This is a genomic window from Streptomyces sp. TRM64462, from assembly GCF_013362995.1.
Classification (GTDB): domain Bacteria; phylum Actinomycetota; class Actinomycetes; order Streptomycetales; family Streptomycetaceae; genus Streptomyces.
Genome location: NZ_JABWDV010000345.1, coordinates 31,578 through 46,508 on the forward strand (window position 1 = coordinate 31,578; position 14,931 = coordinate 46,508).

Genomic DNA, 14,931 nt, shown 5'->3' on the forward strand with positions numbered 1-14,931 from the left:
ACCTGTCAAGGGCGCGTGACCGCCATGATCCCGGTTCACATCACGAAACGACCAAAGGTTGAAAGTTTGAGGGGGTGACCCATTGACGTTGTCGTATCGGCACGTCTAGCTTCCGGGAAACCTCGTTGAAACCTTTCACGGCGTGAGGGGCCCGACCGCCACCGCCGTTGAGGAGCTCTCCATGAACCAGCCCGACGTGGGCCCGGCCCCCGTACTGGCCCTGACGGACGTCTCCAAGTCCTTCGGCGCCGTACGGGCCCTGCAGGACGTGTCCCTGCAGCTCTTCCCAGGCGAGGCGCACGCCCTCGCGGGGGAGAACGGCGCCGGAAAGTCCACGCTCATCAAGACCCTCGCCGGAGTGCACCGGCCCGACACCGGGCAGGTGCTGCTCGACGGCGTCCCCGTGGAGTTCCACAGCCCCGCCGACGCGCGGGACGCGGGCATCGCGGTGATCTACCAGGAGCCGACGCTCTTCCCGGACCTCTCCATCGCCGAGAACATCTTCATGGGCCGCCAGCCCCGGAGAGCGCTGGGCCGCATCGACCGCAAGGCCGTGCACGCCGCCACGGCCGGGCTGATGGCCCGCCTCGGCGTCGACCTCGCACCCGACAGGCCCGCGCGCGGTCTGTCCATCGCGGACCAGCAGATCGTCGAGATCGCCAAGGCGCTCTCCTTCGACGCCCGCGTCCTCATCATGGACGAGCCGACCGCCGCCCTCACCGGCAGCGAGACCGCCCGCCTCTTCTCCGTCGTCGACGCGCTGCGCGCCGAGGGCGCCGCCGTCCTCTTCATCTCGCACCGCCTGGAGGAGATCTTCCGGCTCTGCCGGCGCGTCACCACCCTGCGCGACGGCCGCTGGATCTCCTCCGAGCCCCTCGACGGGCTCACCGAGGACGACCTCGTCCGCCGGATGGTCGGCCGCGACCTCGACGAGCTGTACCCCAAGCAGCCGGCGGAGATCGGCGAGACCGCCCTGTCCGTACGCCGCCTCACCCGCGAGGGCGTCTTCCGCGATGTCTCCTTCGACGTACGGCGCGGCGAGATCGTCGCCCTCGCGGGACTCGTCGGGGCGGGGCGCAGCGAGGTGGTCCAGGCCGTCTTCGGCGTCGACCGCGCCGACGCCGGCGAGGTACGGGTCGGCGGTACGACGCTGCCCGCCGGCTCGCCCACCGCGGCCATGGACGCCGGCATCGCCCTGGTCCCCGAGGACCGGCGCCAGCGCGGACTGGTCATGGAGATGTCCATCGAACGCAACATCGGCCTCACCGGCCTCGACCGGCTCGGCAAGGGCGGACTCGTCCGCCGGGCCCTGGAGCGGGGACGCGCCGCCGACTGGGCGGTCCGCCTCCAGCTCAAGTTCAACGCGCTCTCCGACAGCGTCGGCGTGCTCTCCGGCGGCAACCAGCAGAAGGTCGTGCTCGCCAAGTGGCTGGCCACCGAGCCGTCCGTGCTCATCGTCGACGAGCCCACCCGCGGCATCGACGTCGGGACGAAGGCCGAGGTGCACCGGCTGCTGTCCTCCCTCGCCGCCGAGGGCCTCGCCGTCCTGATGGTCTCCTCCGACCTCCCCGAGGTCCTCGGCATGGCCGACCGCGTCCTCGTCATGCACGAGGGCCGGCTCGTCGCGGAGATACCCCGCGACGAGGCCACCGAGGAGTCCGTGATGGCGGCGGCGACCGGCCGTACGCCCGCAGGAACAGGAACCGGAAAGGAGGCGGCCGCGTGACCACCGCCCTCGACGAGCCGCCCGCCACAGCCGCCCCCGAGCGACGCGGCGACGCCCGCGGCCTGGCCGACACGGTCTTCCGGGCCCGCGAGATCAGCATCGGCGGCGCGCTCGTCCTCCTGATCCTCGGCACCTGGATCGCCAACCCGTCCTTCCTGGACGGCCAGGGCGTCAAGGACCTGCTCCTCAACGCCTCGATCCTGGTGCTGCTCGCCGTCGGCCAGTCCGTCGTCGTGGTCACCCGCAACATCGACCTGTCGGTCGGTTCGGTCGTCGGCCTCACCGCCTTCACCTGCGGCGACTTCGTCTCGGGCAGCAGCCACGGGCCGGTCGCCACGATGCTGCTCGGCATCGCCGTCGGCGCCCTGTGCGGCGTGGTCAGCGGAGCGCTCGTCAGCATCGGCAAGGTGCCCGCGCTCGTCGTCACCCTCGGCATGCTGTACGTCCTCCAGGGCGTCGACTACGCCCTCGCGGACGGCGGCCAGATCAACGCCGTCAACCTGCCCGAACCGGTGCTCACCCTCGGCAGCGGCAGCGTCCTCGGCATCCCGTACCTGCCGCTGATCGCCGCCCTGGTCCTCGCCGCCACCGCGTACTTCCTGCGCACCTACCGCAGCGGCCGCGAGCTGTACGCCATCGGGTCCAGCCCGGAGGCCGCCCGGCTCGCGGGCATCCCGATCCGGCGCCGCGTCCTCGCCGCGTACGTCTTCTCGGGCGCCGTCGCCGGTCTCGCGGGCGCCCTGTGGCTGGCCCGCTTCGGCACCGTCGTGGCCGGCGCGGCCAGTGGCTGGGAGCTCACCGTGGTCAGCGCGGTCGTCGTCGGCGGCGTGGCCATCACGGGCGGCACCGGCTCGGTGTGGGGCGCGGCGCTCGGCGCCCTCCTCCTCACGACGATCTCCGGCGCCCTCGTCGTCCTCAAGGTCGACCCGTTCTGGGAGCAGGCCATCACCGGCGCCCTGCTGATCCTCGCCATCACCGCCGACCGCGTCGTGCAGGTCCGCACCACCAACGCCCTGCGGAAGAGGAACAGGCGATGACCACGTCCACCACCCCGACCACCCCGAACACGCCGACCACCTCCTCAACCTCCGCCTCGAAGGCCTCCCTCGCCAGGTTCCTGCGCTGGGACAGCGTCGTCGGCGTCCTCCTGGTCGCCGTCTTCCTCGTCGGAACCGGCACCACCGACGGCTTCTCCAGCACCGGCAACCTGTCGGCCGCCCTCAACGACATCGCCGAGGTCGCGCTGATCGCCCTGCCGATGGTCCTGCTGGTCGTCGCCGGGCAGGTGGACCTGTCCGTCGCGTCCATGCTGGGCCTGTCCAGCGCGCTCGCGGGCGCCCTGTGGGACTCCGGCTGGGCCTTCGAGCTGATCGTGCCGGTCTGTCTGCTGGTCGGCGCGCTCGGCGGCCTGCTGAACGGCTGGCTCGTGACCCGGGTCGGGCTGCCGTCCCTCGCCGTCACCATCGGCACCCTCGCCCTCTTCCGGGGCCTGGCGTCCGTGGTCCTCGGCACCAAGGCCGTCGCCGACTTCCCCGAGACGTACGCCCGGTGGGCCACGTACACCGAGACCGTGCCCGGCACGTTCCTGCCGTACCCGGTCGCGCTGTTCGCGGTGCTCGCGGTGCTCGCCGCCGTGGCGCTGCACTGCACGGGCTTCGGGCGCTCCCTGTTCGCCATCGGCGCGCAGGAGGACGCGGCGTACTTCGCCGGCATCCGGGTCAAGCGCATCAAGCTGGCGCTGTTCGTGCTGTCCGGGACGGTGGCGTCCTTCGCGGGGATCGTCTTCACCCTCCGCTACGGCAGCGCCCGCGCCGACAACGGCTTCGGCCTCGAACTCGTCGTCATCGCCTCCGTCCTGCTGGGCGGCATCGACTTCGACGGCGGCAAGGGCACCCTGGGCGGCGCGGTCGCCGGTGTCCTGCTCATCGGACTCCTCCGCAACCTGCTCACGCTGAACGACATCTCCAGCGAGGTCCAGGTCGTCGTCACCGGAGTCCTCCTGATCGCGTCGGTCCTGACGCCCCGCGTCATCGCGGTGGTCTCGGAACGCCGCCGACGCCGAGCGGCGGCCACCTGACCCCGGGCGCCCCGGGCCCACCCCGGACCCGCCCCGGCCCCCCGCTCCCCGGACCCGCCCCGCGCTCTCTCCGCGCCACCACGCACCGCACAGGAAAGGCAGCACCCCTCATGCACCTCCGTTCCCGCACCCGCCGCGGCACCCTCGTGGCCACCTCGGCCCTCTGCTCCCTGGCCCTCGCCCTCACCGGCTGCTCCGGCACCACCAAGGACTCCGCGCGGAACGACTCCGCCGGCACGGCGTCCGGCGCCACGGCCAACCCCGACGCCGAACTGAAGAAGGGCCTGAAGCTCGCCTTCCTGCCCAAGCAGATCAACAACCCGTACGAGAAGATCGTCGACGAGGCCGGCATCGAGGCCGCCAAGGAGTTCGGCGCCACCGGCAAGGAGGTCGGCCCCTCCGACGCCAGCGCCTCCTCCCAGGTGTCGTACATCAACACGCTCATCCAGCAGCGCCAGGACGCCGTCCTCATCGCGGCCAACGACCCCAACGCGGTCTGCACGCCCCTCAAGAACGCGATGAAGCAGGACATCAAGGTCGTCGCCTACGACTCCGACACCGCCAAGGACTGCCGCCAGCTCTTCATCAACCAGGCAAGCTCCGAGGAGATCGGCCGCAGCCAGGTCCGCAGCATCGCGAAGCAGCTCGGCCACAAGGGCGAGATCGCGATCCTCTCGGCCACCCAGAACGCGACCAACCAGAACACCTGGATCGAGTTCATGAAGGACGAGCTCACCAAGCCCGAGTACAAGGACATGAAGCTGGTCAAGGTCGCCTACGGGGACGACGACGACCAGAAGTCCTTCCAGGAGACCCAGGGCCTCCTCAAGGCGTACCCGAACCTGAAGGGCATCATCTCGCCCACCACCGTCGGCATCGCCGCGGCCGCCCGCTACATCAGCTCGTCCTCGTACAAGGGCAAGGTCGTCGTCAACGGTCTCGGCACGCCCAACCAGATGCGCAAGTACGTCAAGGACGGCACCGTCGAGCAGTTCGCCCTGTGGAACCCGAAGGACCTCGGCTACCTCGGCGCCTACGCGGCCGCCGCCCTGGCGTCCGGGCAGATCACCGGCGCCGAGGGCGAGAAGTTCACGGCCGGGAGGCTCGGCGAGTACACCATCGGCAAGGACGGCGAGGTCGTCCTCGGCCCGCCGGCCGTCTTCGACAGGAACAACGTCGACGAGTTCGACTTCTGAGGGGCGGACCGTACCCGTGCAGCGCGTCTGCTTCCTGCTGAAGGTGCGTCAGGACCGGCTGGCGGAGTACCGCGAGCGGCACGCGGCCGTGTGGCCCGAGATGCTCGCGGCGCTCTCCGCCGCCGGATGGCACAACTACTCCCTCTTCCTCCGCGACGACGGCCTGCTCGTCGGCTACCTGGAGACCGAGGACTTCGACCGGGCCCGGGCGGCCATGGCCGGTACCGAGGTCAACGCCCGCTGGCAGGCCGAGATGTCCGACTTCTTCGAAGCGCTCGACGGGGCCGGACCCGACGAGGCGATGCGCCCCCTCACCGAAGTGTTCCACCTCGCCTAGGAGCATGCCCATGAGACGATCCCCGGCCGCCGCGGCCATGGCCACCGCCCTGCTCTCCGCCGCGTCGCTGACGACCGGCACCGCGAACGCGGCAGACCCCGCCCCGGCGGTCAGCCGGATCAACGACACCCGCCTCGACTCCCAGGCCCTCTACTTCGTGTCGTACAACGGCCTCGTCAACAACAACTCGTTCCAGAAGAACGGGCTCCTCACCTACAAGGGCTACCAGTACGCCGCCTGGTACACCGCCGACCGCAACGCCGTCGTGGCCCGCCGCGCCCTCGGCTCCACCACCTGGCAGACCGTCACGGTCGGCCACAAGCTGCGCTACAACGACTCGCACAACGTCATCTCCATGGGCGTGTCACGGATCGACGGGCGGCTCCACCTCACCATGGACTCGCACAGCGACGCCTTCTTCTACGTGAAGTCGACCGCGGGCCTGCTCGACAACCCGGGCGGCCGGGCCTGGACCGCGAGCCAGTTCGGCCCCGTCCAGACCACCCTCGACGGCCTCGGGCTCACCTCCCGGTTCACCTACCCGCAGTTCGTCGCCACGCCCGAGGGCCGCCTCCAGCTCAGCTACCGCGTCGCCGTGTCCGGCAACGGCCGCAACGCGCTCGCCGAGTACGACGGCACCCGCTGGACCGCGCTCGGCGAGTGGACCAGCTCCACCGGCACGTACCGGAGTGAGCACGGCTCCAGCACCGCCCGGAACATGTACCTGCACGGCATCGACTACAGCGCCGACGGCACCCTGCACGCCTTCTTCACCTGGCGCGAGCAGAACGGCGCCGTGATGTGCCACGGCGGCGGCATCAGCAACCACGACACCGGCTACGTCCACTCCACCGACCGCGGCCGCACCTGGCGCAACGCGGCGGGGACGGTGGTCGGCACGACCGGCGGCTCCGACCGGGTCTCCGTCAACGACACCGGACTCGTCGTGGACCCGCTCAACCCCGACCACTCGCTCATGAACCAGGAGAGCCAGGCCACCGACTCCGCGAACCGGCCGCACGCGATCATCTCGTACGTGCCCGGCCGCTTCGGCCAGTGCACCACGAACTACGTCGACGACCGCACCGCCAACGGGCGCGCCTTCCACGTCCGCAAGGACATCGGCACCGGCGCCTGGCGCAAGACCGAGATCCCCGTACCGCTCAACTCCAGCCAGCGGACCAGGCTGATCCTCGACAAGTACGACAACGCCTACGCGATCATGCCGTTCGGCCGGATCGTCGGCGCATCGAAGGCGTCCGGCTACACCGACTGGAAGGTGCTGTTCGACGGCAGCGGCCTCAACGCCTTCGGGGAGGTCGTCGTCGACGAGACCCGGGTACGGCAGGACGACGTGCTGTCGATCATGTACCAGGAGAAGTCCGGCGGGACGACACCGTCACCGATCCACGTGATCGACTTCGCGCTGCCCCGCTGACGGCCGGGAGCCGGCGGGCAGCAGCCGGGCGACGAGGTCGTGCCAGCCGTCCTCCAGCCGCTCCAGGGACATGCCACGCCGGGTGAGCAGATGCTGTACGAGGCCGATGTCGAGGTAGCCGAGCAGGATCTCGGCGGCCAGCTCGACATCGGCCTCGCTGCCCGCCTGCCGCAGCAGTGCGACGAGGTGCGTACGCCGTACGACACGGGCCGGGACGGCATGCCGCCGCGCGGGGTCCGGCTGGGCGGCCGCCAGGTACAGGTCGCGGTGCTCGTGCTCGTGGCGCAGCGCGGCGGGCCCGAACGCGTGCAGCCGCTCGGCGGCGGGCGCACCGGGCCCGAGCGGGGCGGGCCCTGCCATGAAGGCGGCCTGGAACTGCTGCTCCTGGTGGTCCAGGAGGGCCAGGAGCAGCCCCGCGCGGTCGCCGAAGCGGCGGAACACCGTGCCCTTGCCGACCTGGGCGGCGCAGGCGACGGCCTCCATGGTCAGGTGGGCCGCGCCCTGCTCGGCGGCCAGCCGCGCGGCGGCCTCCAGGAGGCGGGCGCGGTTGCGGGCGGCGTCGGCCCGGAGCTGCGGCTGCGCCCCGGCGGGGGAGAGGGACAGCTCCGTACGTCCGTGCGGCAGCGGAGAGGAGGTCATGGAAGCAGCGTACCGCCGCGGGGAATGAAAGTGGACCGGAGTCCGTTTAGCTGGTACAACTTTCAACGGACCTCGGTCCGGTTACGCACCCCCGCTCCCCGCGGCCTACCTCGTAGGAGTCACCATGTCCGCTCGTATCGTCGCTCTCGTCGGCAGCCTCCGCGCCGGCTCCCACAACCGCCAGCTCGCCGAGGCCGCCGTCGGCATCGCGCCCGAGGGCGCCACCGTCGAGCTGTTCGAGGGCCTCGCCGACCTGCCCTTCTACAACGAGGACATCGACACCGAGGCGGCCCTGCCCGAGGCCGCCGCCCGGCTGCGCGCCGCGGGTGCGCAGGCCGACGCCTTCCTGCTGGTCGTGCCGGAGTACAACGGCACCATGCCGGCGGTCCTGAAGAACGCCATCGACTGGCTGTCCCGCCCCTACGGCGCCGGTGCCATCGCCGGCAAGCCGGTCGCCGTGATCGGCACCGCCTTCGGCCAGTACGGCGGCGCCTGGGCGCAGGCCGAGGCCCGCAAGGCCGCGGGCGTGGCCGGCGGCACGGTCCTCGAAGGCGTGGAGCTCGCCATCCCCGGTTCCGTCACGCGCTTCGCCGAGACCCACCCGGCGGACGACGCCGAGGTCATCACGGGCCTGTCCGCCGTCCTGAACGGCCTGAAGGCCGCCGCGGAGACCCCGGCCCAGGCCGCCACGGCCTGACACCGGCCCCCCGCCGGCCGCACCCGGCCCCCTCACCCCTCGTCAGGGGCGAGGGGGCCGACCGCTGCCCAGGGGCCTCGCGGTTCGGGACGCAGCCGCAGGCAGCGCGAGGTTCATGTCGGATTTCCGCCAGCGAGCCCCCGGCCCGGTCACCGATGCTGGAACCATGCACACCGACACCGAGCGCTGCGTACGGGCCGTCCAGTCCAAGGACGCCCGCTTCGACGGCTGGTTCTTCACCGCCGTCCTCACCACCCGCATCTACTGCCGCCCCAGCTGCCCGGTCGTGCCGCCCAAGCCGCAGAACATGGTCTTCTACCCGAGCGCCGCCGCCTGCCAGCAGGCCGGGTTCCGCGCCTGCAAGCGCTGCCGCCCCGACACCAGCCCCGGCTCGCCCGAGTGGAACGCCCGCGCCGACACCGTCGCCCGCGCCATGCGGCTCATCCGCGACGGCGTCGTCGACCGCGAGGGCGTCCCCGGCCTCGCCGCCCGGCTCGGCTACTCGACCCGCCAGATCGAACGCCAGCTCCGCGCCGAACTCGGCGCCGGACCGCTCGCCCTGGCCCGCGCGCAGCGCGCCCAGACCGCCCGCGTCCTCATCGAGACGACGTCCCTGCCCCTCGCCGACGTGGCGTTCGCCGCCGGGTTCTCGTCCGTCCGCGCCTTCAACGAGACGGTACGGGAGGTCTTCGCGCTCGCCCCCGGCGAACTCCGGACCCGGGCGCACCGCGGCGCCGCCCGCCCCGCGGCGACCCCCGGCACGATCAGCCTCCGCCTCCCGTACCGCACGCCCCTCAACCCGTCCAACCTGTTCGGCCACCTCGCCGCCACCGCCGTACCCGGCGTCGAGGAGTGGCGCGACGGCTCCTACCGCCGCACGCTCACCCTCCCGTACGGGCACGGCATCGTCGCCCTCGCCCCGGCCACCGGCCACATCGCGTGCCGCCTCCACCTCACCGACCCGCGCGACCTCACCCACGCCATCAGCCGCTGCCGCTGGCTCCTCGACCTCGACGCCGACCCCGTCGCCGTCGACGGACAGCTCCGCACCGACCCGCACCTCGCCCCGCTCGTCGACCGCGCGCCCGGCCGCCGCGTGCCGCGCACCGTCGACGCCGCCGAGTTCGCCGTACGGGCCGTGCTCGGCCAGCAGGTCTCCACGGCCGCCGCCCGCACCCACGCCGGCCGCCTCGTCACCGCGCACGGCACCCCCGTCGACGACCCCGAGGGCGGGCTCACCCACCTGTTCCCCACGCCCGACGCGCTGGCCGGCCTCGACCCGGAAGCCCTGGCCCTGCCCCGCACCCGCCGCACCACGCTCACCACCCTGGTCGCCGCACTCGCCGACGGCTCCGTGAAGCTCGGCCCCGACAGCGACTGGGACGACGCCCGCGGCCGGCTCCTCGCCCTGCCCGGCTTCGGCCCCTGGACCGTCGAGGTCATCGCCATGCGCGCACTCGGCGACCCCGACGCGTTCCTCCCCGGCGACCTCGGCGTCCGCCGCGCGGCCACCGCACTCGGCCTGCCCGCGACCCCGGCCGCGCTCACCGCGAACGCCGCCGGCTGGCGCCCGTGGCGCGCGTACGCCGTCCAGTACCTGTGGGCCACGGACAGCCACCCCATCAACCACCTGCCCGCCTGAGGAAGGCCCGCCATGATCAGGAACCACACGGTCGTCGACAGCCCGTACGGCCCGCTCACCCTCGTCGCCACCGACGGCGTCCTCAGCGGCCTCTACATGACCGGGCAGCGCCACCGGCCCCCCGAGGAGACCTTCGGCACCCCCGACCCCCGCCCCTTCACCGAGGCCGTCCGCCAGCTCGACGCCTACCACGCGCGCGAGCGCACCGACTTCGACCTGCCCCTCCACCTCGACGGCACCCCGTTCCAGCGCCGCGTCTGGGAGCAGCTCAGGACCATCCCGTACGGCGAGACGCGCACGTACGGAGAACTGGCCGAGGCCCTGGGCAACCCGGCCGCGTCCCGCGCGGTCGGCCTCGCCAACGGCCGCAACCCGGTCGGCATCATCGTCCCGTGCCACCGCGTCATCGGCGCGAGCGGCGGCCTCACCGGCTACGGCGGCGGCCTCGACCGCAAACGCCGCCTCCTCGCCTTCGAAGGCATCGAAGCCTTCAAAGGCAGCGAAGGCCTCGAAAGCGGCGCGAAGGCACCGGCCGACACCCTGTTCTAAAGCCGCTTCAGCAAGGCGGGCAGCGCCGTGCCGATCGGCTCGCGCACCACCTCGTCCGCGAGCCCGTCGTACGGCGTCGGCTCGGCGTTCACGATGACCAGCCGCGCGCCGTGCTCGGCCGCGATCCCGGCGAGGGACGCGGCCGGCTGCACCTGGAGCGACGAGCCGACCGCGACGAACACCTCGGCCGCCTTCGCGATGCCCATGGCCTCGCCCAGCACCACCGGGTCGAGCCGCTCCCCGAACATCACCGTCGCGGACTTCAGGATCCCGCCGCACGCCGTGCACGCCGGGTCCGGCTCACCCGCCACGACCCGCTCCAGCGCCTCCGCCATCGACGAGCGGGCACGGCACCCCGTACACACCACGGCCCGTGCCGTACCGTGCAGTTCGAGCACCTTGCGCGGCGGCATCCCGGCGAGCTGGTGCAGCCCGTCCACGTTCTGCGTCAGCACCCGCACGGCGAACCCGTCGGTCCGCTCCAGCTCCGCCACCGCCCGGTGCGCGGCGTTCGGCTCGGCACGCAGCACCGGACCGTCCAGCCGCATCCGCCACGACCTGCGCCGGATGTCCGGGTCGGCCATGTAGTACGCGTACGTGACGAGCTTCTCGGCCTCCGGGTCGCGCCGCCACAGCCCGTTCGGGCCCCGGTAGTCACTGATGCCGGAGTCGGTCGAGATACCGGCACCGCTGAGGATCGCGACCAACGTCATGCGCCGAGCGTACGCAGCGGTTCCGCCGAGCGGCGAACGGATATCCGCACCGACCTGTAAGGTCCACGCCATGGCCAAGGTGAACGTCGGTCTCGACGCCGAACTCGTCGTGGAGGTCATGGTCCTCGCGGGCGTCGGCAACCCGCAGGACGCCGTCGAACTGGTCCTCCGCGACTACATCGCCCGCGGCCACCGCACGGAGTCCCGCGCGACCTCCCCGGCCGACGACTCCCACCGCACACGGGAGATCAAGCCCCCCGACCACGAGGCCTGACCCGACCCCTCAGCGGCCCGCCGGGCGGCGGCCGTCCTCCAGCTCGACCGGACCGCCGCCGGCCGCCAGGGCGTCCAGGGCGGCCAGGACGCGGCGGCCCAGGGCGCCCAGCAGATACGCGGGGATGTCCTCGCGGTCCACCAGCTTCCACGACACGAGCTCCGCCTCCTGGAGGCGGATGGCGCGGAACGCCGCGCCGTCGAGGACACCGCCGTCGTACACGTACGCCACGATCGGCGGCCGCCCGGTGCCCAGCACCCAGTCGACGGCGAGCAGGGCGCCCGGCTCCACGTCGAGGCCGATCTCCTCCAGGGTCTCGCGGCGGGCCGCCTGCCGCGGCGTCTCCCCGGCGTCGGACTCGATGGTGCCGCCCGGAAGCGCCCACCCCTCACGGTAGTTGGGCTCCACGAGCAGGACGCGGCCCTCCGCGTCGCGCAGCAGCGTGGCCGCACCGGCGAGCACCTTGGGCAGACCGGCGATGTACGTGGCGTAGTCAGAGGTGGTCACCCCGCCACCCTAGAACGCCCCTCGTCAGAACGTCCCCTCGCCGCCGCCGCTTCCGCCGCCGCTCCCGTCGCCCTCCGACTCGCCCTCCGTACGCGCCCGCGCCGCCCGCCGCAGCCGGTGGTGGCGGGCCGGGGCGGCCTCCGTGACCGCGTCGCCGACCATCGTCCGTACGACGTCCCGCAGCCCGTGCAGCGCGTGCAGCCGCGCCGGGCCCGCCCCCGGGTCCTCCCGCAGCTCCGTCACCAGCGCCCAGCACAGACCGAGCATGACCACCACGAACGGCAGCGCCACCAGGATCGTCGCCGTCTGCAGCGAGTTCAGCCCGCCGACCACCAGCAGCACCGCCGCGACCGACGCCATCAGCGCGCCCCACACCACCACCAGCCACGTCGGCGGATGCAGCGCGCCCCGGCTGGTCAGCGAGCCCATCACCAGCGACGCCGAGTCGGCGCTCGTCACGAAGTACGTCATCACCAGCACCATCGCCACGAACGACGTGACCGCCCCGATCGGCAGCGAGTCCAGCATCGCGAACAGCGACGCCTCAGCGCCGTCCTGCACCGCGTCCGCGAGGTCCGCGGCGCCCGTCGACTGCAGGCGCAGCGCCGAACCGCCCATCACGCAGAACCAGACGACCGTCGCCCCGCTCGGCACCAGCAGCACCCCGATGAGGAACTCCCGCACCGTGCGGCCGTGCGAGATCCGCGCGATGAACGTGCCCACGAACGGCGCCCACGACAGCCACCACGCCCAGTAGAAGACCGTCCAGGAGCCCAGCCACGCCGGGTCCGAGAACGCGCCCGTACGGCTCGCCATGGGCAGCAGGTTCTCCAGATAGCCGCCGATCGACGCCGGGATCGAGTCCAGCACGTACACGGTCGGCCCGACCAGGAACACGAACACCATCAGCGTCGCCGCCAGGATGATGTTCAGCGTCGACAGCCATTTGATGCCCCGGTGCAGCCCGGAGAACGCCGACAGCACGAACGCCCCGGACAGCACCGCGATGATGATCAGCTCCGTCGACAGGTCAGCCGTGACCCCGGCGGTCAGATCGAGGCCCTCCGCCACCTGGAGCGCGCCCAGGCCCAGGCTGGTCGCCGTGCCGAAGACCGTCGCGAACACGGCCAGCAGGTCGATCACCTTGCCCTGCCACGACACGGCCCTGCGCGCCCCGATGAGCGGCACGAACGCGGCGCTCAGCCGGTTCCCGCGGCCCTTGCGGAAGCCCGCGTACGCCAGGGCCAGGCCCGCGATGCCGTAGATCGCCCACGGCGTGAGCGTCCAGTGGAAGAACGAGTACTCCATCGCCGTACGGGCCGCCTCGGACGACTCGGCCCGCACCCCGCTCGCCGGCGGCGGGCTCAGAAAGTGCGTGAGCGGCTCCCCGACCCCGTAGAACATCAGGCCGATGCCCATGCCGGCGCTGAACATCATCGCGATCCACGCGAGGTTCCCGAACTCGGGCTCCGAATCGTCCAGGCCCAGCCTGATCCGTCCGAACCGGCTGAACGCGATCACCAGGCAGAGCACCAGGAAGATGTCCGCGGCGACCACGAACAGCCAGCCGAAGTTGGCCAGGACCCAGGCCAGCCCGTTGGACGAGGCGCTGTCGAAGGATTCCTTGCCCAGCCACGCCCACAGGACCACCGCCGCGACGGCGGTCACCCCGATCCCGACGACCTTGTGGTCGGGCCGGGCCTCCAGCGGGTGGCTCGCGGGGGCGCCCGGAGGGGGCTGATCGATCGGTTCCATGCTCATGACGCCCCACTATGGTGCGAAAACTCGGCACATCAGGGGGTGGCACGCCGTCTGACCGTGCGGATAGGGTCGGCCCTGGCGCGACTGCCTGTTCGATAGCAAGGGATGCAAGGTGACGGACGGAGCAGTTACTGAGGCCGCACGGCAGCATGTGCTGGTGGCGGCCGACAAGTTCAAAGGGTCGCTCACGGCCGTGCAGGTGGCCGAGCGGGTGAGAGCCGGGCTCCGCCATGTCGTCCCCGGTGTCGACGTGGAGGCCCTGCCGGTCGCCGACGGCGGCGACGGCACCGTCGCGGCCGCCGTCGCGGCCGGGTTCGAACGGCGTGAGGTGCGCGTGACGGGCCCGCTGGGCGAACCGGTCACGGCGGCGTTCGCGCTGCGTGACGGCACGGCGGTCGTGGAGATGGCCGAGGCGTCGGGCCTGAGCCTGCTCCCCGACGGCGTCCTCGCACCCCTGACGGCCACCACGTACGGCTCCGGCGAGCTGCTGCGGGCCGCGCTCGACGCGGGCGCCCGCACGATCGTCTTCGGCGTCGGCGGCAGCGCCACGACCGACGGCGGCGCAGGGATGCTGGCCGCGCTGGGCGCCCGCCTCCTCGACGCGTCGGGCGAGCCGGTCGGCCCGGGCGGCGGCGGGCTGCGCGACCTGGCCACGGCGGACCTGTCGGGCCTGGACCCGCGGCTCCCGGACGTGGACGTGGTGCTCGCCAGCGACGTCGACAACCCGCTGACGGGCCCGAAGGGCGCCCCGGCGGTGTTCGGCCCCCAGAAGGGCGCGAGCCCGGAGGACGTGGCCGTCCTGGACGCCGCCCTGTCCCACTACGCGAAGGTCCTGGAGAACGCCATCGGCCCGCGTGCTGCCGAGGCCGCGGCGTCGCCCGGCGCGGGCGGCGCGGGCGGCATCGGGTACGGCGCGCTGGTCGGCCTGGGCGCGAGCTTCCGCCCCGGCATCGAGCTGATGCTGGACATCCTCGGCTTCACCGAGGCCCTGGACCGCGCGACGCTCGTCATCACCGGCGAGGGCTCCCTCGACGAGCAGACCCTCCACGGCAAGGCCCCGGCGGGCGTCGCGGCGGCGGCCCGCGCGGCCGGGATCGAGGTCGTGGCGGTCTGCGGCCGCCTGGCCCTCCCGCCGGAGGCCCTGGGGCGCGCCGGGATCCGGCGTGCGTACGCCCTCACGGAGCTGGAGCCGGACCCGGCCAGGTGCATGGCGGAAGCGGGCCCCCTCCTGGAACGAGCAGCAGCGAACATCGCCCGCGACTTCCTGCGCTGACCCGCCAGCCGCCGGGCCCCAGCGCTGACGCGTGCTTCCGGCCCGGAGGGCCCACCCCGGTGCGTGAGCGGGGATCGCTCGGGCCCGCTGGGGCCGTTCCGC

The 14,931-nt window shown here is 72.8% G+C and carries 15 protein-coding genes; 11 read left to right on the forward strand and 4 right to left on the reverse strand.

The features are described from left to right. Window positions 1–181 precede the first annotated feature (181 nt). From HTZ82_RS18225 to HTZ82_RS18250, 6 genes are all read left to right on the forward strand, one after another. Window positions 182–1,726: a sugar ABC transporter ATP-binding protein gene (locus tag HTZ82_RS18225; RefSeq protein ID WP_175410467.1), complete on the forward strand. Its 1,545-nt coding sequence runs from the start codon at window positions 182–184 to the stop codon at window positions 1,724–1,726. After that, complete coding sequence (locus tag HTZ82_RS18230) at window positions 1,723–2,763, forward strand: ABC transporter permease (RefSeq protein ID WP_175410468.1); 1,041 nt, start codon at window positions 1,723–1,725, stop codon at window positions 2,761–2,763. Before HTZ82_RS18225 ends, HTZ82_RS18230 begins: the two co-directional genes overlap by 4 nt. Beyond that, window positions 2,760–3,803, forward strand: a complete 1,044-nt coding sequence (locus tag HTZ82_RS18235; protein ID WP_175410469.1) for an ABC transporter permease — start codon at window positions 2,760–2,762, stop codon at window positions 3,801–3,803. Before HTZ82_RS18230 ends, HTZ82_RS18235 begins: the two co-directional genes overlap by 4 nt. Window positions 3,804–3,913: 110 nt before the next feature. Next, window positions 3,914–4,999: a rhamnose ABC transporter substrate-binding protein gene (gene rhaS, locus HTZ82_RS18240; RefSeq protein ID WP_175410470.1), complete on the forward strand. Its 1,086-nt coding sequence runs from the start codon at window positions 3,914–3,916 to the stop codon at window positions 4,997–4,999. A gap of 16 nt (window positions 5,000–5,015) precedes the next feature. After that, on the forward strand, window positions 5,016–5,336 hold the full coding sequence (locus HTZ82_RS18245; RefSeq protein ID WP_175410471.1) for an L-rhamnose mutarotase: 321 nt from the start codon (window positions 5,016–5,018) through the stop codon (window positions 5,334–5,336). A gap of 10 nt (window positions 5,337–5,346) precedes the next feature. Further along, a complete protein-coding gene (locus HTZ82_RS18250; protein ID WP_175410472.1) occupies window positions 5,347–6,774 on the forward strand; it encodes a BNR repeat-containing protein in 1,428 nt (475 codons plus the stop codon). On the opposite strand, the gene HTZ82_RS18255 is transcribed toward HTZ82_RS18250, so the two are convergent. Continuing rightward, window positions 6,736–7,413: a TetR/AcrR family transcriptional regulator gene (locus tag HTZ82_RS18255; RefSeq protein WP_175410473.1), complete on the reverse strand. Its 678-nt coding sequence runs from the start codon at window positions 7,411–7,413 to the stop codon at window positions 6,736–6,738. The genes HTZ82_RS18250 and HTZ82_RS18255 overlap by 39 nt on opposite strands. A gap of 124 nt (window positions 7,414–7,537) precedes the next feature. On the opposite strand from HTZ82_RS18255, the gene HTZ82_RS18260 reads away from it, so the two are divergent. From HTZ82_RS18260 to HTZ82_RS18270, 3 genes are all read left to right on the forward strand, one after another. Then, window positions 7,538–8,110: an NAD(P)H-dependent oxidoreductase gene (locus tag HTZ82_RS18260; RefSeq protein ID WP_175410474.1), complete on the forward strand. Its 573-nt coding sequence runs from the start codon at window positions 7,538–7,540 to the stop codon at window positions 8,108–8,110. Window positions 8,111–8,276: 166 nt separating this feature from the next. After that, window positions 8,277–9,752 carry an AlkA N-terminal domain-containing protein gene (locus HTZ82_RS18265; protein ID WP_175410475.1) on the forward strand — a complete coding sequence of 492 codons (1,476 nt, stop codon included), beginning with the start codon at window positions 8,277–8,279 and terminating at the stop codon, window positions 9,750–9,752. 12 nt (window positions 9,753–9,764) lie between these two features. Next, window positions 9,765–10,301, forward strand: coding sequence for a methylated-DNA--[protein]-cysteine S-methyltransferase (locus HTZ82_RS18270; RefSeq protein ID WP_175410476.1), 537 nt, complete (start codon window positions 9,765–9,767; stop codon window positions 10,299–10,301). Here HTZ82_RS18270 and HTZ82_RS18275 read toward each other — a convergent pair. Then, window positions 10,298–11,014, reverse strand: a complete 717-nt coding sequence (locus HTZ82_RS18275) for a Sir2 family NAD-dependent protein deacetylase (RefSeq protein WP_175410477.1) — start codon at window positions 11,012–11,014, stop codon at window positions 10,298–10,300. The two genes, HTZ82_RS18270 and HTZ82_RS18275, sit on opposite strands and share 4 nt — an antisense overlap. A 70-nt stretch (window positions 11,015–11,084) precedes the next feature. Here HTZ82_RS18275 and HTZ82_RS18280 point away from each other — a divergent pair, with 70 nt between their 5' ends. Further along, window positions 11,085–11,288, forward strand: coding sequence for a type II toxin-antitoxin system VapB family antitoxin (locus tag HTZ82_RS18280; RefSeq protein ID WP_175410478.1), 204 nt, complete (start codon window positions 11,085–11,087; stop codon window positions 11,286–11,288). A 9-nt stretch (window positions 11,289–11,297) separates the two neighbouring features. On the opposite strand, the gene HTZ82_RS18285 is transcribed toward HTZ82_RS18280, so the two are convergent. Together HTZ82_RS18285 and HTZ82_RS18290 are read right to left on the reverse strand one after the other, a co-directional pair. Then, window positions 11,298–11,795: an NUDIX hydrolase gene (locus tag HTZ82_RS18285; RefSeq protein ID WP_175410479.1), complete on the reverse strand. Its 498-nt coding sequence runs from the start codon at window positions 11,793–11,795 to the stop codon at window positions 11,298–11,300. 24 nt (window positions 11,796–11,819) lie between these two features. Beyond that, complete coding sequence (locus HTZ82_RS18290; protein WP_175410480.1) at window positions 11,820–13,556, reverse strand: BCCT family transporter; 1,737 nt, start codon at window positions 13,554–13,556, stop codon at window positions 11,820–11,822. Window positions 13,557–13,668: 112 nt separating this feature from the next. Between HTZ82_RS18290 and HTZ82_RS18295 the strand changes: the two genes are divergently transcribed. Next, the gene (locus HTZ82_RS18295) at window positions 13,669–14,829 is read left to right on the forward strand and encodes a glycerate kinase (protein ID WP_175410481.1); all 1,161 of its coding nucleotides are present in this window, start codon (window positions 13,669–13,671) and stop codon (window positions 14,827–14,829) included. The last annotated feature ends 102 nt before the right edge of the window (window positions 14,830–14,931 follow it).